Annotated in this window: 17 protein-coding genes; 2 read left to right on the plus strand and 15 right to left on the minus strand. The window is 72.4% G+C overall.

Going from position 1 to position 21,986, the window contains the following annotated elements; genetic code table 11:
* Positions 1 to 21: 21 nt before the first annotated feature.
* The 4 genes from ACJ6WD_RS23315 to ACJ6WD_RS23330 all read right to left on the minus strand — a co-directional run bounded on the left by ACJ6WD_RS23315 (position 22) and on the right by ACJ6WD_RS23330 (position 7,476).
* Positions 22 to 2,244 (minus strand): NADP-dependent isocitrate dehydrogenase, encoded by a 2,223-nt coding sequence (locus ACJ6WD_RS23315; RefSeq protein ID WP_376445930.1) that lies wholly within the window; start codon positions 2,242 to 2,244, stop codon positions 22 to 24.
* 212 nt (positions 2,245 to 2,456) lie between these two features.
* Entirely contained in the window at positions 2,457 to 2,918 is a 462-nt protein-coding gene (locus tag ACJ6WD_RS23320) for an SUKH-3 domain-containing protein (RefSeq protein ID WP_016570656.1), read from the minus strand.
* The gene (locus ACJ6WD_RS23325; protein ID WP_407616434.1) at positions 2,915 to 6,745 is read right to left on the minus strand and encodes an RHS repeat-associated core domain-containing protein; all 3,831 of its coding nucleotides are present in this window, start codon (positions 6,743 to 6,745) and stop codon (positions 2,915 to 2,917) included. Before ACJ6WD_RS23325 ends, ACJ6WD_RS23320 begins: the two co-directional genes overlap by 4 nt.
* On the minus strand, positions 6,742 to 7,476 hold the full coding sequence (locus ACJ6WD_RS23330) for a WXG100 family type VII secretion target (RefSeq protein WP_233659735.1): 735 nt from the start codon (positions 7,474 to 7,476) through the stop codon (positions 6,742 to 6,744). The genes ACJ6WD_RS23325 and ACJ6WD_RS23330 overlap by 4 nt, the downstream gene beginning before the upstream one ends.
* Before the next feature lie 632 nt (positions 7,477 to 8,108).
* Between ACJ6WD_RS23330 and ACJ6WD_RS23335 the strand changes: the two genes are divergently transcribed.
* Positions 8,109 to 9,356: a hypothetical protein gene (locus tag ACJ6WD_RS23335; RefSeq protein WP_407616435.1), complete on the plus strand. Its 1,248-nt coding sequence runs from the start codon at positions 8,109 to 8,111 to the stop codon at positions 9,354 to 9,356.
* Between the two features lie 65 nt (positions 9,357 to 9,421).
* Here ACJ6WD_RS23335 and ACJ6WD_RS23340 read toward each other — a convergent pair whose 3' ends face one another.
* The 3 genes from ACJ6WD_RS23340 to fmt all read right to left on the minus strand — a co-directional run bounded on the left by ACJ6WD_RS23340 (position 9,422) and on the right by fmt (position 12,424).
* On the minus strand, positions 9,422 to 9,778 hold the full coding sequence (locus tag ACJ6WD_RS23340; RefSeq protein ID WP_233659733.1) for a hypothetical protein: 357 nt from the start codon (positions 9,776 to 9,778) through the stop codon (positions 9,422 to 9,424).
* A gap of 163 nt (positions 9,779 to 9,941) precedes the next feature.
* The gene (locus ACJ6WD_RS23345) at positions 9,942 to 11,381 is read right to left on the minus strand and encodes an RsmB/NOP family class I SAM-dependent RNA methyltransferase (protein ID WP_233659732.1); all 1,440 of its coding nucleotides are present in this window, start codon (positions 11,379 to 11,381) and stop codon (positions 9,942 to 9,944) included.
* Positions 11,382 to 11,485: 104 nt separating this feature from the next.
* Positions 11,486 to 12,424 (minus strand): methionyl-tRNA formyltransferase, encoded by a 939-nt coding sequence (gene fmt / locus ACJ6WD_RS23350; protein WP_233659731.1) that lies wholly within the window; start codon positions 12,422 to 12,424, stop codon positions 11,486 to 11,488.
* Between the two features lie 249 nt (positions 12,425 to 12,673).
* On the opposite strand from fmt, the gene ACJ6WD_RS23355 reads away from it, so the two are divergent.
* The gene (locus ACJ6WD_RS23355; protein ID WP_233659730.1) at positions 12,674 to 13,219 is read left to right on the plus strand and encodes a hypothetical protein; all 546 of its coding nucleotides are present in this window, start codon (positions 12,674 to 12,676) and stop codon (positions 13,217 to 13,219) included.
* A 165-nt stretch (positions 13,220 to 13,384) separates the two neighbouring features.
* Here ACJ6WD_RS23355 and ACJ6WD_RS23360 read toward each other — a convergent pair whose 3' ends face one another.
* The 8 genes from ACJ6WD_RS23360 to ACJ6WD_RS23395 all read right to left on the minus strand — a co-directional run bounded on the left by ACJ6WD_RS23360 (position 13,385) and on the right by ACJ6WD_RS23395 (position 21,974).
* Entirely contained in the window at positions 13,385 to 15,514 is a 2,130-nt protein-coding gene (locus ACJ6WD_RS23360) for a primosomal protein N' (protein ID WP_233659729.1), read from the minus strand.
* 117 nt (positions 15,515 to 15,631) lie between these two features.
* A complete protein-coding gene (metK, locus tag ACJ6WD_RS23365; RefSeq protein ID WP_016572367.1) occupies positions 15,632 to 16,840 on the minus strand; it encodes a methionine adenosyltransferase in 1,209 nt (402 codons plus the stop codon).
* Between the two features lie 273 nt (positions 16,841 to 17,113).
* A complete protein-coding gene (gene coaBC, locus ACJ6WD_RS23370) occupies positions 17,114 to 18,343 on the minus strand; it encodes a bifunctional phosphopantothenoylcysteine decarboxylase/phosphopantothenate--cysteine ligase CoaBC (protein WP_233659728.1) in 1,230 nt (409 codons plus the stop codon).
* A 142-nt stretch (positions 18,344 to 18,485) separates the two neighbouring features.
* Complete coding sequence (rpoZ, locus tag ACJ6WD_RS23375; protein WP_016572365.1) at positions 18,486 to 18,761, minus strand: DNA-directed RNA polymerase subunit omega; 276 nt, start codon at positions 18,759 to 18,761, stop codon at positions 18,486 to 18,488.
* Between the two features lie 79 nt (positions 18,762 to 18,840).
* Entirely contained in the window at positions 18,841 to 19,461 is a 621-nt protein-coding gene (gene gmk / locus ACJ6WD_RS23380; protein WP_044373781.1) for a guanylate kinase, read from the minus strand.
* A gap of 38 nt (positions 19,462 to 19,499) precedes the next feature.
* Positions 19,500 to 19,823 carry an integration host factor gene (locus ACJ6WD_RS23385; protein ID WP_016572363.1) on the minus strand — a complete coding sequence of 108 codons (324 nt, stop codon included), beginning with the start codon at positions 19,821 to 19,823 and terminating at the stop codon, positions 19,500 to 19,502.
* 205 nt (positions 19,824 to 20,028) lie between these two features.
* Positions 20,029 to 20,865, minus strand: a complete 837-nt coding sequence (gene pyrF / locus ACJ6WD_RS23390) for an orotidine-5'-phosphate decarboxylase (protein ID WP_331247224.1) — start codon at positions 20,863 to 20,865, stop codon at positions 20,029 to 20,031.
* Entirely contained in the window at positions 20,862 to 21,974 is a 1,113-nt protein-coding gene (locus tag ACJ6WD_RS23395; protein ID WP_407616443.1) for a quinone-dependent dihydroorotate dehydrogenase, read from the minus strand. The genes pyrF and ACJ6WD_RS23395 overlap by 4 nt, the downstream gene beginning before the upstream one ends.
* Between the last annotated feature and the right edge of the window lie 12 nt (positions 21,975 to 21,986).

Raw genomic sequence — 21,986 nt, forward strand, 5'->3', positions numbered from 1 at the left:
ACGAGGTGCCAGAGGCGTCGCTCAGCCCTTGAGGGCCGCGAGCGCCTGGTTCAGCGTCTTCGACGGACGCATCACCGCGGACGCCTTGGCCGCGTCGGGGCGGTAGTAGCCACCGATGTCGGCCGGGGAGCCCTGCACCGCGATCAGCTCGTCGACGATGGTCTGCTCCTGCTCGGCCAGCGTCTTGGCCAGCGGCCCGAACGCCTCCGCGAGCTGCGCGTCGTCGGTCTGCTTGGCCAGCTCCTGGGCCCAGTACAGCGCCAGGTAGAAGTGGCTGCCGCGGTTGTCGATGCCACCCAGCTTGCGGCTCGGCGACTTGTTCTCGTTCAGGAACGAGCCGGTCGCACGGTCCAGGGTGTCGGCGAGGACCTGGGCGCGGGCGTTGCCCGTGGTCGTCGCCAGGTGCTCGAAGCTCACCGCGAGCGCGAGGAACTCGCCGAGGCTGTCCCAGCGCAGGTAGTTCTCCTTGACCAGCTGCTGGACGTGCTTGGGCGCGGAGCCGCCGGCGCCGGTCTCGAACAGGCCGCCGCCGTTCATCAGCGGGACGACCGAGAGCATCTTGGCGCTGGTGCCCAGCTCCAGGATCGGGAACAGGTCCGTCAGGTAGTCGCGCAGGACGTTGCCGGTCACCGAGATGGTGTCCTCGCCGCGGCGGATGCGCTCCAGGGAGAAGGTGATCGCCTCGACCGGGGCGAGGATCTTGATCTCCAGGCCCTCGGTGTCGTGCTCCGGCAGGTACGCCTTGACCTTCTCGATCAGCTGGGCGTCGTGCGCGCGGGTCGCGTCGAGCCAGAACACCGCCGGGTCACCGGTGGCGCGGGCGCGGGTGACGGCGAGCTTGACCCAGTCCTTGATCGGCGCGTCCTTGGTCTGGCACATCCGGAAGATGTCGCCGGCGCCCACGGTCTGCTCCAGGACGGCGTTGCCCGCACCGTCGAGGACCCGCACCGTGCCGGTGACCGGGATCTCGAAGGTCTTGTCGTGGCTGCCGTACTCCTCGGCCTTCTGCGCCATCAGGCCGACGTTCGGCACCGAGCCCATGGTGGCCGGGTCGAACGCGCCGTGCGCCCGGCAGTCGTCGATGACGGCCTGGTAGATGCCGGCGTAGCTGCTGTCGGGGAGCACCGCGAGGGTGTCGGCCTCCTCGCCGTCCGGGCCCCACATGTGGCCGGAGGTGCGGATCATGGCCGGCATCGACGCGTCGACGATGACGTCGCTGGGGACGTGCAGGTTGGTGATGCCGCGGTCGGAGTCGACCATCGCCAGCTCCGGGCCCGCGGCCAGCTCGGCGTCGAAGGACGCCTTGATCTCGGCGCCGTTCGGCAGGGCCTCCAGGCCCTTGTAGATGCCGCCGAGGCCGTCGTTCGGGGTCAGCCCGGCGGTCGCCAGCGCCTCGCCGTACTGCGCGAAGGTCTTCGGGAAGAAGGCGCGCACGACGTGGCCGAAGACGATCGGGTCGGAGACCTTCATCATCGTGGCCTTCAGGTGCACGGAGAACAGCACGCCCTCGGCCTTGGCCTTCGCGACCTGCGCGGCCAGGAACTCACGCAGCGGACCGACCCGCATCACGGAGGCGTCCACGACCTCACCGGCCAGGACCGGCACCGACTCGCGCAGCACGGTGGTGCTGCCGTCGTCGCCGGCCAGCTCGATGCGGACCGCACCGTCCGCGGCGATCACCGCGGACTTCTCGGTGGAGCGGAAGTCGTCGGCGCCCATGGTCGCGACGTTGGTCTTGGAGTCGGCGGACCAGGCACCCATGCGGTGCGGGTGCGCCTTGGCGTAGTTCTTGACCGACGCGGGCGCGCGGCGGTCCGAGTTGCCCTCGCGCAGCACGGGGTTGACGGCGCTGCCCTTGACCTTGTCGTAGCGGGCGCGGATGTCGCGCTCCTCGTCGGTCTTCGGGTCGTCCGGGTAGTCCGGGAGCGCGTAGCCCTGCTCCTGGAGCTCGGCGATGGCCGCCTTCAGCTGCGGGATGGAGGCCGAGATGTTCGGCAGCTTGATGATGTTCGCGCCGGGCGTCTTGGCCAGCTCGCCGAGCTCCGCGAGGGCGTCGGCGATCCGCTGGTCCTCCTTCAGGCGCTCCGGGAAACTGGCGATGATCCGGCCGGACAGCGAGATGTCGCGGGTCTCCAGCGTCACCCCGGCCGTCGAGGCGTACGCCTCCACCACCGGCAGGAACGAGTACGTCGCCAGGGCCGGGGCCTCGTCAGTGTGGGTGTAAATGATGGTCGAGTCAGTCACCGGGTACTCCGCTCCATCCACGTCGCAAATATTGCTCGACATCAAGATATCAACATTGCTCGACATCAAGATATCTCGTGCACCGGCCCGCTCCCCGGGCGGTCCGGCCCTCCTATCACGAGAACCGGCCACCGCGCGCCGGGCACGACCCGTGGACTTCTCGGACGCAGGCGGAGCGGTCCGCCCCGGTGGTCGCCGGGGCGGACGTCGACTCAGAAGAACGTCTTGTCCCACTCGCCCTCGACGAGCGCCCGGATCGCGGCGTCGAAGCCGTGGGCGACCCGCTGGATTCCGGCGTCGCCGGCCAGGTAGACGTCGCCGTCCTCGGCCAGCAGGACCGCCTCCTGCGTGTCGGTGGCCGTGCCGACGAGCAGGACCGGAGAACCGATCCGCTTGCCGAAGATCCCCACGCTCCGCGGCAGCGAGTGCGCCGAGTCCATCGTCTCCTCGACCGAGGTCGTCAGGAACGTCTCGCCGAAGCGGTAGGACCAGGTGACGGTGAACTCGCCGTAGGTCTCCAGGAATTCCCGGAGGCCGGCGGTGAACTCGAAGCCCTCCTCCTCGTACCGCTGCCGCGCCTGCTCGATGTCCGACGGGTGGATCTCGAAGCGCGCCCTGCCCGCGAGGGAGCTGCGCAGTTCGTCGAGTCCCCGCCGTTCGGTGTTCCCGCTCACCCCGTGATGACCTCTCCGCCGAAGTCGGGCACCCACGTCTGGCAGTTGGCGCACATCTTGAACTTCTTTCCCTTGGGGTTGACGGTCACCAGGTCGACGTTCTTGGGATCGGCGCCGTCCTTGATCGCGTTGGTGAACATCCGCGGCTCGGCGCACACCCCCGGCGGCCGGCCGGACGGGTGGTGCGACTCCTTGGGCATCGCGTCGGTCACCGCCTGTTCGTGGCCGGTTTCGGGACCGCTGTCGCCGTAGTAGATCTTACCGGTGGTGCGGTCCTTGCCCACGGAGTAGGCGCCGGGCGCCTCCTCCCCCTCGCCCAGGCCCGCACCCACGTGCTGGACCCGCTTCTTCCCCAGGTCCATCAGCTCCTTCTTGAGCCCGTCGTTCCCGGCCGGCATGAGGCCGAGCGGGTCGCACCACGTGTGGGGGTTGTGGACGTAGGCGTCGGGGTTCGGAGCGGGGCTGAGGCCGAGCGGGTCGGGGGTGACGTAGCGGGCGGTCTCGGGGTCGTAGTAGCGGTTGAGGTTGTAGTGCAGGCCCGTCTCGGGGTCGAAGTACTGGCCGGGGAAGCGCAGCGGGGTGCTGGTGGTGCTGTCGGCCGCCCAACTGGTGTTGCCCCACAAGGTGGGCACGGTCCGCCAGGCGATCGCGTCGGTGGCCGTGTCGACGAGTTCGGTCGGGGTGCCGACGAGGTCGGTGACGATGGCGAAGAACCGGCGGTCGATCTCGTCCTGCGGCGCCTCGGCCGTCGCGGTGCGCGTGACGGTCTCGGTCTGGGCGAGCGGGTGCAGCCCCCGGTGGTCCCAGCTCATGGTGTACGGGCCAGGCAGGGAGGGCGCGTACGTCGTCTGTTCGGCGAGGTTCGGGCCGTCCCACGTGAAGTGGGTCCGCTCCTCCACGGTGCTGCCGTCCGCGCCCAGCCGCTCCTTGGAGGTGCGCCGGCCGAACGGGTCGTAGCGGTACCGCCAGTGGGCGCCGTCGGGGGTGGTGACGTGGACGAGGCGGTCCTCGGCGTCCCAGGCGTAGCGCCACGTGGCCGGCTTCTTCGACAGGCGGGTGACCTGGCGGAGCGTGGTGCGCCCGGCGGCGTCGTACTCGTAGCGGACCCGGCCGGCCGAGGTGAGCTGCGTGCCCTCGTACGTCCGGGTGCCGACGGCCGCGTCGCGGGAGCCGGACGCGGGCCAGTTCGCCTCGGTGAGGTTGCCCGCGGGGTCGTAGGCGTACCGCTCGGTCCACTCGGCGGCCTGTACGGAGGTGACGCGGCCGCCCGGGTCGACGTCGAAGGAGCGGGCTCCGTTGAGCTGGTCGTCGACGCCGGTGAGGATGCCGTCGACGCGGTAGGTGTAGCTGCGGCGCTGGAGCACCGACCCCGGCGACCGGACGACCTGGCCGGTCAGGCGGTGCTCGGCGTCCCAGGAGTTGGCCAGCGTCAGGCGGTCGCCCAACGTGCGCTCGACCTCGCGGCCGGCGGCGTCGTAGGCGAACTCCAACCGACCGGCCGAGGTGGTCAAGGACGTGCGGCGATCGGCCCGGTCGTAGGTCCAGGAACTGGTGTGGCCGCCGGGGGTCGTCCGCCCGGTGCGTCGGCCGAGGCCGTCCCGGGTGTGGGTGAGGGTGCGGCCGTTGACGGTCTCGCTGACCAGGTTGCCGAGGGCGTCGACGGTGCGGAGCAGTTCCACGTCGGGGCTGCTGGCGCGGCGCAGGTGGCCGGCGGCGTCGTAGGCGTAGCCGGTGACGGCCCCCGCGGCGTCCTTCTCCACCAACTGGCCGAGGACGTCGTAGCGGAACGCGACCTCTTCGCCCAGCGGGTTGGTCCGTGCGATCAACTGCCCCGCGGCGTCCAGCCGGTAGTGGACGCTGCGGCCGTGGAAGTCGGTCTCGGACGTCAGCTGACCGGCGGCGTCGTAGACGTACTCCCAGGTCTGACCGAGCGTGTTGGTGACGCCGACGAGCTGCATGTTGGCGTCGTAGCTGAAGGTCAGACGGGTGCCGTCGGGCTCGGTGCGGGCCGCGAGGGTCTCGAACGGCGTGTACGCGAAGGTGGTGCGCCGGCCCAACGGATCGGTGTGCGCGAGGAGGTTGCCCTCGTCGTCGTAGGCCCACGACTCGGTGCTCCCGTCAGGAGCCGCGTACGAGGTGAGGCTTCCCTCGACGCTCCAGGTCAGCCGGGTGACGCCGCCCATCTGGTCGGTGATGGCGGTGACCCGGCCGAAGGCGTCGCGCTCGTAGCGGCTGGTGGCGCCGGCCCGGTCGGTGACCTCGACGGGCAGACCGGCCGCGTTGCAGCGGATGCGGGTGGAGTGGCCGAGGGCGTCGGTGACGGACGCCAGGTGTCCCGACGCGTCGTAGCCGTAGCGCGTGGTGGTGCCATTGGGGTCGGTGAGCGAGGTGCGTCGCCCCGCCTCGTCGAAGGTCTGCCGCCAGGTCACCCCGCCCGGCCTGGTGATCAGCGTCGGGAGGCTCGCCGCGCCGAAGTAGCTGGCGGTGGACCGCTCGCCGTCGGGGCGGGTGACGGTGACGGGACTGCCCGTGTCGTCGTACTCGAAACGGGTCGTGCGCCCGAGCGGGTCGGTCCGGGAGACCAGGTTGTCGAACGCGTCCCGCTCGAAGCGCGTGGTGTTGCCGAGCGGGTCGGTCTCGGCGACGACCTGGGCGTGCTCGTTGATCTCGTAGCGGGTGGTGTGGCCGAGCGCGTCCGTCTCGGAGTGGACCTTGAGGCCGGTGACCGGGTCGGGCTCGCCGTACGCGAAGCGGAACCTGAGCGAACCGTCCGCCCCGCCCTCCTCCACGACCCGGTCGAGCGCGTCGTAGGTGTAGAGGTAGCGGGTGCCGTTGCGGTCGGTCCAGGACAGGATGCGGCCCTGGCCGTCGTTGGCGAACACCAGTGGCCGACCGGAGGAGTTGTACACCTCGGTCAGGTGGCCGTCGGCGTAGCCGTAGCGGGTCAGCAGGACGTCCTGGCCGTCCTCGCCCGCCCCGGCCAGGTGCAGGGCGGTGATCCGGCCCGCGTCGGTGGTGACCAGGAGGCGGTAGCCGCCGGAGTGGGTCATGCTCGACGGCGTGCCGTCGGCGTCGTAGGCGAAGTCGACGCGGTGGTCCGCCTGGTCGCGGATCGCGGTCAGCAGGGCCGTTTCGCCGTCGGGCCGGCGGGTGAACTCGCGGACCAGGCCGGTGGTGACGTCCGTCAGGCAGTAGTCGCCGGTCAGCTCGTCGACGTCGAGGTCGAGGCGGGCACCGGCCGACGCCTGGGTGGGTTCGTCGGCGGTCGGGTGCGGGTACACCTGCGCCGTGCGGTCGGCGCTGAGGTGGACCACGCCGTCCTCGTCGATCTCCAGCCGCTCGTCGAAGGTGCAGGCCCAGTGCGGACCCATCCACCGTCCGGCCAGGTAGCCCGACTCGAAGGAGCGCGTGAAGAGCAGGGCCAGCGCCCCGGGGAGCGACACGTCCGTCTGCTCGATGAACATCCGCCCCGTCGCCATGTCGACCGGCTCGCCGCCCTGGCACACGGAGTCCTTCGGGCGACCGGCCTCGCGCGGGTTGTCCGCCTGCGCACGGCCGCGGCCCCCGGACGACTTGGGGCCGCCGGAACGGCCGCCGCCCCCCGTGGTGTGCGGGGCGCGCGGCATGTCCTCCTTGCCGCCCTTGAGGAGCTTGTCGAGTTCGGAGGCGTGTTTGGCGTCGTTCTCGGCATGGTTGGTGGCGACCTTCTTCAGCCGGTCCCCTGCCCCGTGATACAGGTCCTGGACGGCCTTGCTCGCATCCTTCGCGATGGTCTTGCCCAGCTTCTCGGCGCCGCCCTCCAGCGCCTTGACGATCCGATTGCTCACTCGAAACTCACCCCCGCGGCCTTCGACTCGAAATCAGCGGCGTGCGACGCCACCGTCTGCGCATGCCCACGCAACACCTCGGCGCGCTTGTGCAACTCCTCCGGATGAATGGAGAAGCCCTCCCCCGCACCACCCCCGCCGCCCCCACCGGAGACGCCGACCGCGGACTCGGCAGCCTGGAAGACCATCCCGCTCACCGCCTTGCCCACCACCTCCACCAAGGGGTTGATCGCCGCCTCGATGACCTGCCCGATGACGTACTGCTCCAACTGGTCCTCAAGGAAGGTGATCAGCTTCTTGCCCGCCGCGATGACCAGGGCCTCGGCCGCCTCCGCGATCCCGAACGTGACCACCGCAGCCGCCTGATCCGCCACGAAGGTGATCGCCAACACGATGAGTTCGGCGATCGCCTCGACCTTCATCGCCACGATCGTGTCCGCCGCGAGATCCAACGCGGTCGCCACCGTCTGACAGGCATTGACGAGCTCGGTCATGTGCCCGTCCGACAACTGCCCCCACTTGGCCAGCAGCGCCTCGTACGACGCCCCCTGATACACCTCGGCCAACTGGTGGATCGTCGACGTCGAGTCCTTGTGCGTCTCATCCAGCTTCTGCGCGAATTCCCGCACGTGGGACGCGAATTCACGGACCTTGTCCTCATTGACGCTCGGCCAGTTCACCCCGACGAACTGAAGGAACGTCACCACCTCGTCCGGCAGCTCGATCGCCATGCGCATTCCCCCTGGTCATATCTGCGACAGCTCATCAGAGTCTCCTCAAGGGGCAGCAACGAACGGGCAAAAGCGCGTCCAGGGAACCGTCATGAATGCCCCTAGTCGTCAGGATCACGACCGTTGGATCTCCTCCGGCTCACCACCGTCGAGCCGGAGCACGAGCACGGGGCCCGGACGACCACGTTCCATAGACCGCGCCGGAACACCAGGTCACCCGGCGCGCACCGGCGAACCCCCACGACGAACGGGACGCCCGGCCCGCCCCTGCCACGAGGAAGCAGGTCCGTCATCCAGGACCGAGGACGAACCACCGGAACGGAAAAGGAATTTCACCCCTGCCACTACGGATGCCACACCCAACGGCCAGCGAGCCGGTCACCGTCTCCACCGCTCCATGACAGCGCAGTTGACCAAATTTGACGCGGCTTTCGCACACCGTGCCGGCAATTCTTTCACCTCCCTTCCACGCCCTTTTCCGAGCCTTCGGCACGTCATTGCCCCCTGGCGGCCCGCCCCGGCCCGGCTGGCGCCGCCCGGCCCGCCCGACGGTCGCGGGTGGGGAAATCCCGCTGCCGGAAAGGGTGTTCGCCCCCATGCGTCGGGCCTGCCGGGAACGACAGAGTGCCGGCATGAACGTTTCCCGGCTCCGCAGGAGATCGACCAAACCCGTCGCCCTCGCCCTCGCCTGCGCCGTTGCCGCGCTGGCGGCGGCAGGGTGCGACGACGGCCGTCAGCGCTCCGCCTCCCCCGCCGCACCGACCGGGTCCCGGCCGCCCGCGGCACGCGGTGCGGTGCTCTCCGCGGCCCCCGTGGCGGACCTCGACGCCCAACAGGTCGTGGCGCGCCTGACGAAGGCCGGCATCGACCCGGCACGGGCCCGCTACGGCGTGCGCGCCCACCGGATCGTGTACCGCACCCTGGACGGCACGGGAAAACCCACCACGGCCAGCGAGTTGGTCGCGATGCCGAAGAGCGGCGACCGCGACCTCACGGCGGTGTCCTGGCTGCACGGCACGGAGGTGTACCGGGGAGAGGTCGCCTCGGTGAACGACGCGTCCCCCGACCGGACCACGGCGTTGCTCTTCGCCTCCACCGGCCGCGCGGTCTCCGCACCGGACTACCTCGGTCTCGGAAAGGGCCCCGGGATCCATCCGTACGGGGACCCGGAGGCCACCGTCAACGCTTCGGTGGACGCGCTGCGGGCGGCCCGCGCCTTCGCCCGGCAGGACGGTCGCGACCTCGACGAGCGCGTGCTGGTCAGCGGGTTCTCCCAGGGCGGGCCCGCCACGATGCTGGTCGGTCGGGCCCTGCAACAGGGCGTTGACCCGCATTTTCGTCCCGGTGCCCTGGCCCCGATCGCCGGCCCGTTCGACCTGAGCCGTTTCGAAGCCGCCGCGGCAGCCGACGAGGTCGCCCGGTCGTCGCTCTACCTCGCCTACTTCGTCACCGCGTGGAACCGGCTGTACGGCCTGTACGCCACGACCGACCAGGCGTTCCGTGCGCCCTACGCCACGTCGGTGGAGACGCTCTTCGACGGCGACCACCAGGCGTCGCAGATCGCGGCCGCGCTGCCCCCGACCTCGAAGCGCCTGTTCACCGAGGCGTTCCTCCAGCAGGTGCGCCACCCCACGGGGACGCTGCGACGGAAACTGCGGGTGATGGACAACACCTGCGACTGGCGGCCCGACGTCCCGGTCCGCCTCTTCCACGCCAAGGGCGACAAGGACGTCGCCTTCGCCAACTCCCTGCACTGCCAACGGCAGTTGACGGCCCACGGCGCGGACCGGCAACTCACCGACGTCGGGCGGCTCGACCACTCCGCGACGGTCCTCAAGGCCCTGCCGCAGGTGGTGCGTGCCTTCGACGCCACCCGCTGAGCCGACCCGCTCGGCCGCCGGCCGCGGCACGAAGGGACGGGATGGACGGGACGGCGGGAGCGGCGTCAGCCGCGCAGCGTCCGTTGCGCCGCGGCCAGCGTCACCTCGACGTCGTCGCTCCAGGAGCAGACCTCCAGCCACGACAGGTAGCCGGCCTGGGCGAAGAGCACCACCTCGCCGGGAAACCCGCCGGATTCGGTGCGGATCGTGGCCGAGGCCACCACCTTCGTGCCCGGCCCGGACGGCGCCGCCCCGACCGCGGTGTCGTCCACGCCGAAGTAGGCCGTGCCGCACCCGCACGCGCAGCGCCCGTACACGCGCAGATGCGGCACCTGGTCGCGGAGCGCCACGTGAACGGGGTCGTCGCCACCGAGCAGCGCACCGAGCACCTCGGCGACGTCGGCGGGCAGGGGGTCTCTCACGCCCGCACCGTATCCGGGCCGCGTTTCCTCAAGGAACCGGATTTCGCCGCGGGGAACCGCCCGGGGCCGGCCTCCCGTGCACGCCGCCGGCGTCCCCGGGCGTCCACCCCGTACGCGCGACGGCCCCGCGCCGCACCGGGACCGCCGACCGGTGCGGCGACCGTCAGGCGGTCCGGCGCAGCAGCGCCAGGTACATCGCGTCGGTCCCGTGCAGATGCGGCCACAGCTGGACATCCGGCCCGTCGCCGAGCTCCGGCACGCCCGCCATCAGCGGTCGCGCGTCGATCCACTCGGCCTCGGCCGCCGGACCCCCGCGGCCCTTCAGGACGTCCTCCACCACGGCCCGGGTCTCCGCCGGATGCGGCGAGCAGGTCGCGTAGCCCACCACGCCGCCGACCCGCACCGCCGCCAGGGCCTGCCGCAGCAGCTCCCGCTGGAGCGGCGCGAAACCGTCCAGGTCCTCCGGGCGGCGCCGCCAACGCGCCTCGGGCCGACGGCGCAGCGCGCCCAGACCGGTGCACGGCACGTCCACCAGCACCCGGTCGAAGGCCCCCGGCCGCCACGCCGGACGGGTGCCGTCGGCGGCGATCACCGCGTACGGACCGGGATTTCCGTCCAGCGACCGGGCCACCAACCGCGCCCGGTGCGGCTGCTTCTCCGACGCCACCAGCGCCGCGCCCCGCTGCGCCGCCAACGCGCCCAGCAGCGCCGCCTTGCCGCCCGGGCCCGCGCAGCCGTCCAGCCACGTGCGGTCCGGGCCGTCCAACGGCGCGGCGGCCAGCGCCGACGCGACCAACTGGCTGCCCTCGTCCTGCACACCCGCGCGCCCCTCGCGCACCGCGTCCAACGCGCCCGGCTCGCCGCCCTCGGCCAACCGGACCGCGTACGGCGACCACCGGCCGGGCACCGCGCCGTCCTCGCCGGCGGCCGCGAGCAGTTCCTCGGCGGTGGCCCGACCGGGCCGTGCCACCAACGTCACCTCGGGGCGCTCGTTGTCGGCCGCCAACAACTCCTCGATGCCCGCACGGCCACCGCCGAGGGCGTCCCAGAGCGCGGAGACGATCCAGCGCGGATGGGCGTGCACGACGCCCAGATGGTCCTCGGGGTCCTCGTCGTACTCCGGGGCGACCCGCTCCAGCCAACCGTCCAGGTCGTGCGCGGTGAGCTTGCGCAGCACCGCGTTGACGAACTTCGCCCGGCCGTCGCCCAGCACCACCCGGGCCAGGTCGACGGTGGCGCTGACCGCGGCGTGCGGCGGGATCCGGGTGCCGAGCAGTTGGTGCGCACCGAGCGTCAGCACGTCGAGCACCGGCGGGTCCACCTCGCGCAGCGGCCGATCCACGCACTGCGCCAGGATCGCGTCGTAGGTGCCCTGGCGGCGCAGCGACCCGTAGACCAGCTCGGTGGCCAGCGCCGCGTCCCGGGCGTCGAAGTCACCGGCCGCCCGCGCCTTGCGCAACAGCGGTGGCAGGACCAGGTTGGCGTACGCGTCCCGCTCGTCCACCGCCCGCAGTGCCTCGAACGCGAGGACCCGGACCGGGTCCTTCTGCGGGCGGCGGTAGGGCTTGCGGGTGCCGTGGCGACGCGGCGGCTGCTGACTCACAGAAAAGGTGCTCCGGATGTACGGGACGGGGATGCTCCCCAGCCTACGCGGGCCCGCACCAGCGCCGCGCACGCGGCCGCCCCGCGCACGCACCGCGCCCCCGGTCAGTCGCCCAGCCGCTCCCCGTCGGCGATCCGCACCCCGCGCGCCCAGTCCGCGGCCTGCATCGGCTTCTTGCCCTGCGGCTGGACCCAGAGCAGCTGCACGGGGTGGCTGCCGGTGCCCACGTGCACCGACTTCTTGGTGACGGCGAGTTCGCCCGCCGGCAGGGCCGACCCGTCGTACCCGGCAACCGGGGCGGCCGCCATCACCTTGAGCCGCTCGCCGCGGAAGACCGTCCAGGCGCCGGGCGCCGGCGCACAACCGCGGACCACCCGGTCCACCCGCAGGGCCGGTGCCGTCCAGTCGATCCGGGCGTCCGCCACCTCGATCTTCGGGGCCAGGGTGACCCCCTCCGCCGGCTGCGGCACCGGCTTGAGGCTGCCGTCCTCGATGCCGTCCATCGTGGCGACGAGCAGCCCGGAACCGGCGAACGCCAGCCGGGTCAGCAGGTCCCCGCTGGTGTCCGTCGGCCGGACCTCCTCGGTGAGCACCCCGTACACCGGGCCGGAGTCCAGCCCCCGTTCGATCTGGAAGGTGGTGGCGCCGGTGATCTCGTCACCGGCCAGCACCGCGTGCTGCACGGGCGCCGCGCCCCGCCACGCCGGCAGCAGCGAGAAGTGCAGGTTGACCCAGCCGTGCGTCGGGACGTCCAGCGCCACCTGGGGCAGCAGCGCACCGTAGGCGACCACCGGACAGCAGTCCGGCGCGATCTCGCGCAGCCGCGCGAGGAAGTCCTCGTCCCGCGGCTTGACGGGCTTGAGCACCTCGATGCCCGCCTCCTCCGCGCGCTCCGCGACCGGGCTGGCCACCAGCCGGCGGCCCCGTCCGGCCGGCGCGTCGGGCCGGGTCACGACGGCCACCACCTCGTGCCGGTCCGAGGCGATCAGGGCATCGAGGGCGGGTACGGCGACCTCGGGGGTGCCGGCGAAGACAAGCCTCATGGGTGACGGACTACCTCTCACACGCTGCGGAACGACGCACCAGTCTAGGGGCCTTGACGCAGGTCATGGGCCGGAACACCGGGGGGCGTGCGAAGTCACCCGCGCCCCGCGCACACGCTCGTACGCCCCTGCACCGTGACCAGAGCCGCTCCTGACGCGTTGGTCAAACAGCATTGACCGATTCCGGGCCGCTTTGGCGGCCCGAACGCTTTCACCCATCCTTTCCACGCCGGTTCGAGAGGCTTGCTCATGGCCGACCACGCAACCCACGACGCCCAGGCGCGCGCCAGCCTGCATCTCCTGGTGCGGGACATCGAGCGGGTCCGCCGGCAGGTGGACGCCCTGCGCACGCTCACCGCACAGCTCGGCAACGTCTACCGGCCGCGCCGCACGGGCCCCTCCGCGGGCTTCGTCGTCTACGGACGGGCGCCCGCCCCCACCGTGCGGCTCGCCCAAGAGCTGCGCGACAGCGTCGAGACGCTCGTCACCGCGGCCGTCGACTTCGACCGCTCGCTGGGCTTCTCCTGGGACGCGGTGGGCTCCGCACTCGGCGTCACCAAGCAGGCGGTGCACCGCCGTTACGGCGCCCGGCGGGCCACCGCCCAGCAGTCCGGCGACACCGGCGAGAGCGCGGTGCGCCCCTCCGACGCCCCGGCCGCCCGCGCGATCAGCATGGCCGGCGGCCTGACCGGGACGCCGGCCGTCCCCGCCGCCCGCACCATGCCCACGCAGCCCTCCGCCGCCTGCCGCGAAGAGGCCCGCCCCGGCGCCTTCCCCGGCCCCCGCAACGGCTGACACCGCTCCCCCGGACTCCCCCGACGTCGCCCCGCCCCGGAACCCGGGACCGCCCGCCGACCACGGTCCCGGGGCGACGCTCCCCGCCGACGCGCGGACACCCGGCCGACGCCCCGAACGGCACCACGGCACCACGGCACCACGGCAAGGATCCCGCGGACCGGCTCAGCCCAGGTCCGGCGGATCGATCCGCACCCGCACCGCCTCGCCCTCCCGCTTGACCAGCCGGGCCGCCCGCGCGGCCTTCAGCGCCGCCGCCAGCGCCGCGCCCTGCCCCGGACGCACCCGGACCAGCGCGCGCTCCCACACCTCGCCCGGCGGGGGGTCCCCCGGCCGCCGCGGTCGCCCGGGATCCGGCACCGGCAGCGGCACCGGGCCCAGCACCTCGGCCCCCACGGGGAGCTCGGCGGCCCCCAGCAGACCGGCCACGTCGTCGGACCGCCCCGCCACCGCAGCCATCCGCGACACCGGCGGGAACCCCAGCTCCGCCCGCTCCGCCAACTCGCGCACCGCATGGCCGACCGGGTCCCAGCGCACCAGCGCCTGGACCGGCCGCAACGTCGGCTCGGCGATCACCGCGACCGCGCCGCCCGCCGCCTGGCCACGGACCAGGGCGGCCGCCCCCAGCCAACGGCGCAGCGCCTCCTCCCCGGCCCGCAGGTCCGGCCGGCCCAGCAGCGCCCAGCCGTCCAGCAGCAGCGCGGCGGCATAGCCCTCGCCCTCGGCGACCGGTTCGGCGCCGGGCGTGCTCACCACCAGCGCCGGGGTGGCGGGCACCGACGCCAGGACGTGGTCGCGCCCCGACGTGCGCACCGGAACCGCCGGGAAGGCGCGGCCCAGCTCCTCCGCCGTCCGACGGGCCCCGACGATCTGCGCCCGCAGCCGGGCTCCGCCGCACTCCGCGCAGTGCCAGTCCGACTCCTCGCGGCCGCACCAGGCACAGGCCAACTCGCCCGCCGCGCGCGCCTCCAACGGACCGGCGCAGGCTCGACAGCGGGCTGGTTCCCGGCACCGTTCGCAGGCCAGTCGGGGGGCGTAGCCGCGCCGGGGCACCTGCACCAGCACCGGGCCTCGGGTGAGCCCGTCCCGCACCAGCTGCCAGGCCATGGAGGGCAGCCGGGCCGCGCGCGCCGCGGCGTCCCGGGCCTCGTCGCCGTCGCCGATCGTGCGCACCAGGGGGGCGGCGGCCCGCACCCGTTCCCGGTCGGCGGCCAGCGGCCGGGCCCAGCCGGTCTCGACCAGTTGCGCCGCCTCGACCGTGCAGCTCAGCCCGCCGAGCAGGAATCCGGCCCGCTCGCCGACCGCGCGTTGCAGGAGCACTTCCCGGGCGTGCGGCTGGGGGGCGTGCGGATCGCTGTGGCTGCCGTCGCCGTCGTCCCAGAGCGCGACCAGCCCCAGCCCGGCCACCGGGGCGAACATCGCGGCGCGCGTCCCGATCACCGCGCGCACCGCGCCCCGGCTGACCGCCAACCAGCGCCGGTACCGCTCCTCGGGCCCGCACTCGGCCGTCAGCACCACGTGCCGGCCGGGTCCGACCAGGGCGCCGAGCGCCGCGTCCACCCGGGCCGCGGCCCGGCCGTCGGGCACCACCACCAGGGCCCCGCGCCCGCCGGCGAGCGCCGCGGCCGCCGCCCGCGCCAGTTCGTCCGGCCAGGTCGGTCCGGGCAGCGCCGTCCACACCGCCCGCGGCGCGTCCCCCCGCGCCAGTGCCGTCAGGAAACCGGGACCGGCTCCGTAGCGCTCCCAACTCCCGGGATCCGGTGGGGCGTTGGGGGGCAGTGGGTCGGGGGACGACTCGGCCTCGACCCGGGCCCGGCGCGGCGGCACCGCCAGTTGCACCACGTCCGCCAGCGATCCGGCGTAGCGGTCGGCGACCGCCCGGCACAGCGCCAGCAGCTCCGAACTCAGCACCGGCTCCGGCGAGAGCACCTGAGCGATCGGCGCCAACACCCCCCGGAACTCGCTCTGCGCCACCCGCTCCACGATGAAGCCGCTGACCAGCCGGCCGCCCTCGCGCCGACCGCCCTTCTCCCCCGCACCGAACCGCACCCGGACCCGCACCCCGGGCCGGGCCTCGGCGTCCATCGCGGCCGGCACCGCGTAGTCGAAGAACCGGTCGAGGTGGACCAGCCCCTTGTCGACGAGGACCCGCGCCACCGGAAGCTCGGGCGCCAGCGCGGCCCCCCGCCACGTGCGCGGCTTGGCCCGCTCCGCCTTCGTCTCCCGCACGGTCTCCCGGATCAGGGCCAGCTGCTCGCCCTGCTCCCCCGGATCCCGCCCGTTCTCCCTGCTCACAGCATCCAGTCTTAGCAGACGCCACCGACAGCGGCCGGCCCCGGGAAAGCCCGAGGGCCCCGGACCGTCCAACGGTCCGGGGCCCTCGGGGCAAAGCCCTGGCGGCGCGGCGCCTTCTTACAGGCCCGCGGCCTTGCGGAGGGCGTCCACCCGGTCGGTGCGCTCCCAGGTGAAGTCCTCCAGCTCACGGCCGAAGTGGCCGTAGGCGGCGGTCTGGGAGTAGATCGGGCGGAGCAGGTCGAGGTCGCGGATGATCGCGGCCGGGCGGAGGTCGAAGACCTCGCCGATGGCCTGCTCGATCTTCTCGGTGTCGACCGCGTTGGTGCCGAAGGTCTCCACGAACAGACCCACCGGCTCGGCCTTGCCGATCGCGTAGGCGACCTGGACCTCGCAGCGCGAGGCGAGGCCGGCGGCGACGACGTTCTTCGCCACCCAGCGCATCGCGTACGCCGCGGAGCGGTCGACCTTGGACGGGTCCTTGCCGGAGAACGCACCGCCGCCGTGGCGGGCCATGCCGCCGTAGGTGTCGATGATGATCTTGCGGCCGGTCAGGCCGGCGTCGCCCATCGGGCCACCGATCTCGAACCGCCCGGTCGGGTTGACCAGCAGACGGTAGTCGTCGGTGTCCAGCTTGATGCCGTCCTCGACGAGCTGGTTGAGGACGTGCTCGACGACGAACTCGCGGATGTCGGGCGCGAGCAGCGAGTCCAGGTCGATGTCGCTGGCGTGCTGCGAGGAGACCACCACGGTGTCGAGGCGGACCGCCTTGTTGCCGTCGTACTCGACGGTGACCTGGGTCTTGCCGTCGGGCCGGAGGTAGGGGATGGTCCCGTTCTTGCGGACCTCCGACAGCCGGCGCGAAAGACGGTGCGCCAGGTAGATCGGGAGCGGCATGAGCTCGGGGGTCTCGTCGCAGGCGAACCCGAACATCAGGCCCTGGTCGCCCGCGCCCTGTCGGTCCAGCTCGTCGTCGTCGCCTTCGACGCGGTTCTCGTAAGCGGTGTCGACACCCTGGGCGATGTCCGGCGACTGCGCCCCGATGGACACCGAGACGCCGCAGGAGGCGCCGTCGAAGCCCTTCTTCGAGGAGTCGTAACCGATCTCCAGGATCTTGTTCCGGACGAGGTTGGGGATGTCGGCGTACGCCTTGGTCGTCACCTCGCCGGCCACGTGCACCAGGCCGGTGGTGATCAACGTCTCCACGGCGACCCGAGACGTCGGGTCCTCCTTGAGGAGTGCGTCGAGAATGGTGTCGCTGATCTGGTCAGCGATCTTGTCGGGGTGGCCCTCGGTGACGGATTCCGAGGTAAACAGGCGGCGGGACACATCGCTCCCTGGGGTTGCAGCGGCTGCTGGCTGATCACTTAGCGGAACGGCCGAGAGCTGCGCTCGGCCAAATCCACTGCCAGTTTATCGGTCGAACGTGGCGCTCGGGCACCCAGTCTCGATTTATGGAACCCCCGTGACCTGGGACACCACGGCTTCACGGTAGTGACGATCACCTTGAGAATCAGCCGGGTCAAGGGGGCACGCCGATTTTCGGGGGTCGGCGGGGAGCCTCGGCAGCCCGCTCCGGGGCTCCTCCAGCGGGGTGACCGGTCAGGGCCGGGGCTGGTCCAAACGGGCGATGACCAGGTCCCACACGGTGTCGGCGAGGGCTTCCTTCGGGCCATGGGGCACGGGGGTCTCGGTCCCGTCCGTGGCCAGGATCACGGCCTCGTTCTCGGCCGAACCGAAGGTCTTGTGCTCGCCGACCTCGTTGACGACCAGGAGGTCGCAGCCCTTGCGGGCGAGCTTGGCCCGGCCGTTGGCGAGGACGTCGTCGGTCTCGGCGGCGAAGCCGACGACCAGCTGTCCGGGGCGGGCCCGGTCCGCGGAGAGCTCCGCAAGGATGTCCGGATTCCGTACCAGGGTGACGGGTTCCGGCTCCTGCCCCTCCCGCTTCTTGATCTTGCCGGTGGCGTAGACGGCGGGCCGGAAGTCGGCCACCGCGGCGGCCATCACCACCGCGTCGGCGTCCGCCGCGGCCTTCAGCACGGCCTCGCGCAGCTGCCGGGCGGTGCCGATGTGGATCACGTCCACGCCGGCCGGGTCGGGCAGTGCGGTGTCGCCGGCGACCAGCGTGACCCGGGCGCCCCGGGCCGCGGCGGTCCGGGCGAGGGCGTAGCCCTGCTTGCCGGACGAGCGGTTGCCCAGGAAGCGCACCGGGTCCAGCGGCTCCCGGGTGCCGCCCGCGCTGACCACGACGTGGCGCCCCGCGAGGTCCTGCGACAGTCCCTCGGCTCCCCGGGCCAGCACCTGGCGGCACAGGTCGAAGATCTCCACCGGGTCCGGGAAGCGGCCCTTGCCGGTGTCGACGCCGGTGAGCCGGCCCACGGCGGGCTCGATGACCAGCGCGCCGCGGCGCCGCAGCGTGGCGACGTTCTCCTGGGTGGCGGGGTTCTCCCACATCTCGGTGTGCATCGCGGGCGCGAAGACCACCGGGCAGCGGGCGGTGAGCAGGGTGTTGGTCAGCAGGTCGTCGGCGAGGCCGTGGGCCGCCTTGGCCAGCATGTCCGCGGTGGCCGGGGCGACCACGACGAGGTCGGCGGCCTGACCGATGCGGACGTGCGGGACTTCGTGGACGGACTCCCAGACCTCGGTGCCGGCCGGGTTGCCGGACAGCGCCGACCAGGTGGCCTCGCCGACGAAGTGCAGCGCCGAGGCGGTCGGCACCACGCGCACGTCGTGGCCGGACTCCGTGAGTCGGCGCAGCAGCTCGCACGCCTTGTAGGCGGCGATCCCGCCACTGACCCCCAGGACGACCCTGGGCCGCTCCCGCTTGTCCATCGTTTCCCCGCTCCCCGAGCCTCGGACCGAACGCATGTCCCTCAACCTATGCCCTCGTGACGCACCAAGGGCCCGGCAGGCACCCCCGACTTCGCGTCGGGAGAATCACCTGCCGGGCCCTTGGTGGGGGCTGCGGTGCCGCTTACTGGCCGACCGGGCCCTCGATGGCCTCCGAGGTCAGCAGACCGGCGTTGATCTCGCGGAGCGCGATCGACAGCGGCTTCTCGTGCACGTGGGTGTCGACCAGCGGGCCGACGTACTCCAGCAGGCCCTCGCCGAGCTGGGAGTAGTACGCGTTGATCTGGCGCGCGCGCTTGGCGGCGTAGATCACCAGGCTGTACTTCGAGTCGGTGGCCTCGAGCAGCTCATCAATGGGCGGGTTGATGATGCCCTCGGGTGCGGTGATGGAAGAGGACACGCTCTACCTTCCGAAAGGGGATGAAGCAGGTGGGGGCGCGCAGGCGCCGAAATCCTTGGCGCCGCGGTCGGGACCGGAGTCAGTCGCCGGAGGTCCGGTCTTCAGGGCGGCGCAGCATCAAGGCTAGCAGCTCACGGCTGACGTCCTCGACGGAGGTGTTGACGAGCGTCACGTCGAACTCCTTCTCCGCCGCGAGTTCGATCCGGGCCGCCTCCAGGCGCCGCTCGATGACCTCCGGGGCCTCCGTGCCGCGGCCGGTGAGCCGGCGGACCAGCTCGTCCCAGCTCGGCGGGGCCAGGAAGACCAGGTGCGCCTCCGGCATGGACTCGCGCACCTGGCGGGCGCCCTGCAGGTCGATCTCCAGGAGGACCGGCTCGCCGGCCGCCAGCCGGTCCAGCACCGCCTGGCGCGGGGTGCCGTAGCGGTTGCCGGCGAACTCGGCCCATTCCAGCAGCTCACCGTTGGCGATCAGCTTGTCGAATTCCTCGTCCTCGACGAAGAAGTACTGAACGCCGTGGCGCTCCCCGGGACGCGGCTTGCGGGTGGTGGCCGAAACCGAGAGCCAGATTTCCGGGTGGACCTTGCGCAGATGCGCGACGACCGTGCTCTTGCCGACCCCCGAAGGGCCGGAGAGCACGGTCAGGCGCGGTTGTCTGGCCGGGGAGACGGGGGTGCTCCCCCGGGAGACTGCAGAACTCATGCAGCGATTATTCCAGCTTCCCGGCGGTGCCGAGAAATTCAGGAACCCGTGCTGCCGAACTCACGCTCCAGGGACGCGATCTGGTTGGAGCCCAGACCACGGACCCGGCGGCTCTCGGAAATGCCGAGCCGCTCCATGATCTGCTTTGCGCGGACCTTGCCCACGCCCGGCAGGGATTCCAGAAGGGCGGAGACCTTCATCTTGCCGATGACATCGTTTTTCTGGCCCTGCTGGATGACCTCGTGGAGAGAGGCCCCCGAGTGCTTGAGCCGATTCTTGACCTCGGCGCGCTCCCGGCGAGCCGCGGCGGCCTTTTCGAGCGCGGCAGCGCGCTGTTCAGGGGTAAGGGGCGGAAGAGCCACGCCTACGTCACCTCGGATGTCGAACTGTCGGATACGGACCGGTGTGGAACCTAGTCGCCCCGCATCAGCGGAGCAACGAGCAACGCGCTTACGTGCGGTGCTCTCGACGGAGACTAGCGGCCGACGGCGCTGGAGTCAGCGAGAACAGACGAAAAGTCCTGGTCAGACTCAGCTGACCAGGACATTTCGGGACCAAATGACCGGGTTACGTGAGCGCTGCACGCACTTCGTCGGCACAGCGGGCCGCCGCGGCGCGCAGTGCGCCGGCGTCCGGTCCGTGCTTGAGCACTCCCCGACTGACGCTCGGCACCACGTTGCGGACCGCCCGGCCGAAGACCGTCGGCAGGTCGGCGGGGGTGGCGCCCTGCGCCCCGATGCCGGGGGCCAGCAGCGGGCCGTTGATCGCCAGGTCGAAGGCGGAGAGATCGCCGAGCGTGGCGCCGACGACCGCGCCGAAGGATCCCAGCGGCTGGGCCCCGGCGTTCTCGGCGGCGAGGTGGCCGAGCACGGTGGCGGCGACCGTGCGGCCGTCCTCGCGGACCGCCCGTTGGACCTCCGCGCCCTCCGGGTTCGAGGTCAGGCCGAGCACGAAGAGCCCGGCGCCGCTCTCCCGCGCCAGCTCCACGGCGGGCTTCAACGAGCCGAACCCGAGGTAGGGGGAGACCGTCAGCGCGTCGGAGAACAGCGGCGAGTCCGGGCGCAGGAACGCCTCGGCGTAGGCGCCCATGGTGGAACCGATGTCGCCGCGCTTGGCGTCCATGAGGATCAGGGCACCGCGCTCCCGCGCCTCCTCGACGGCGGTCTCCAGGACGGCGATGCCGCGCGAGCCGAACCGCTCGAAGAAGGCCGACTGCGGCTTGAAGACCGCGACCTGCTCGCCGAGCGCCTCCACCACGGTCCGGGTGAAGCGCGCCAGGCCGGCCACGTCGTCGTTCAGGCCCCAGTCGGCCAGCAGCGAGGCGTGCGGGTCGATGCCGACGCAGAGCGGGCCGCGCTCGTCCATGGCGCGGCGCAGCCGGGCACCGAAGGGGGTGGGAGTCACGAGGAGGTCACCTTCTTGTGGTCGGCACCGACCGCGTCGGCGAGGGTGGCGTACGGGCTGTTGTGCAGGCGCGCGGCGAGGCCCTTGTGGATCGCCCGGCACCAGAACGGGCCCTGGTAGATGAAGGCGCTGTAGCCCTGGACGAGGGTGGCGCCGGCGAGGATGCGCTGCCAGGCGTCCTCGGCCGTCTCGATGCCGCCGACGCCGATCAGGGTGATCCGGTCGCCGACGCGGGCGTACAGGCGGCGCAGGACCTCCAGGGAGCGCTCCTTGAGCGGTGCGCCGGACAGGCCGCCGGTCTCGGCGACCAGCTTCGGGTCGCAGGTCAGGCCCAGGCCCTCGCGGGCGATCGTGGTGTTGGTGGCGATGATGCCGTCCAGGCCCAGTTCCAGGGCGAGGTCGGCGACCGCGTCCACGTCCTCGTCGGCGAGGTCGGGGGCGATCTTGACCAGTAGCGGGACCCGTCGGTCGGTCACCGTGCGGTCGGCGGCCTCGCGGACCGCGGTGAGCAGCGGCCGCAGGTGGTCCGTGGCCTGGAGGTTGCGCAGCCCCGGCGTGTTCGGCGAGGAGACGTTGACGACCAGGTAGTCGGCGTGCCGGGCCAGGCGCTCGGTGGAGGTGACGTAGTCGGCGACCGCCTCGGCCTCCGGCACGACCTTGGTCTTGCCGATGTTGACGCCGACCGTGGTCCGGAAGACGGGGTTGCGGGCGGCCAGCCGGGCGGCGACCGCCGCCGAACCGTCGTTGTTGAAGCCCATGCGGTTGATCAGCGCCCGGTCCGGCACCAGCCGGAACAGCCGCTTCTTGGGGTTGCCGGGCTGCGGCTGGGCGGTGACCGTGCCGATCTCGACGTGGTCGAAGCCGAGCATGGCCATGCCGTCGATGGCGACGGCGTTCTTGTCGAAGCCGGCGGCCAGGCCGAACGGGCCGTGCATCCGGCGGCCCAGGGCCTCGGTGCGCAGCTCCTTGTGGCGGGGGGCGAGGGCGGCCGCGACGAGGGTGCGCAGCACCGGGGTGCGCGCGGCCAGGCGGATCCAGCGGAAGGCCATGTGGTGGGCCTTCTCGGGGTCCATGCGCTGGAAGATCAGCTGGAAGAACAGGCGGTACATGGTGGACGGGCC

Source organism: Streptomyces sp. VTCC 41912, assembly GCF_045799175.1.
GTDB classification, from domain to species: domain Bacteria; phylum Actinomycetota; class Actinomycetes; order Streptomycetales; family Streptomycetaceae; genus Streptomyces; species Streptomyces albulus_C.

What these genes read in the sequence shown, in the direction of transcription:
- ACJ6WD_RS23330 (WP_233659735.1), bottom strand. Translation starts at nt 7,476, where the DNA reads ATGGCGATCGAGCTGCCGGACGAGGTGGTGACGTTCCTTCAGTTCGTC.
- ACJ6WD_RS23335 (WP_407616435.1), top strand. Translation starts at nt 8,109, where the DNA reads ATGAACGTTTCCCGGCTCCGCAGGAGATCGACCAAACCCGTCGCCCTC.
- fmt (WP_233659731.1), bottom strand. Translation starts at nt 12,424, where the DNA reads ATGAGGCTTGTCTTCGCCGGCACCCCCGAGGTCGCCGTACCCGCCCTC.
- ACJ6WD_RS23355 (WP_233659730.1), top strand. Translation starts at nt 12,674, where the DNA reads ATGGCCGACCACGCAACCCACGACGCCCAGGCGCGCGCCAGCCTGCAT.
- coaBC (WP_233659728.1), bottom strand. Translation starts at nt 18,343, where the DNA reads ATGGACAAGCGGGAGCGGCCCAGGGTCGTCCTGGGGGTCAGTGGCGGG.
- gmk (WP_044373781.1), bottom strand. Translation starts at nt 19,461, where the DNA reads ATGAGTTCTGCAGTCTCCCGGGGGAGCACCCCCGTCTCCCCGGCCAGA.
- ACJ6WD_RS23395 (WP_407616443.1), bottom strand. Translation starts at nt 21,974, where the DNA reads ATGTACCGCCTGTTCTTCCAGCTGATCTTCCAGCGCATGGACCCCGAG.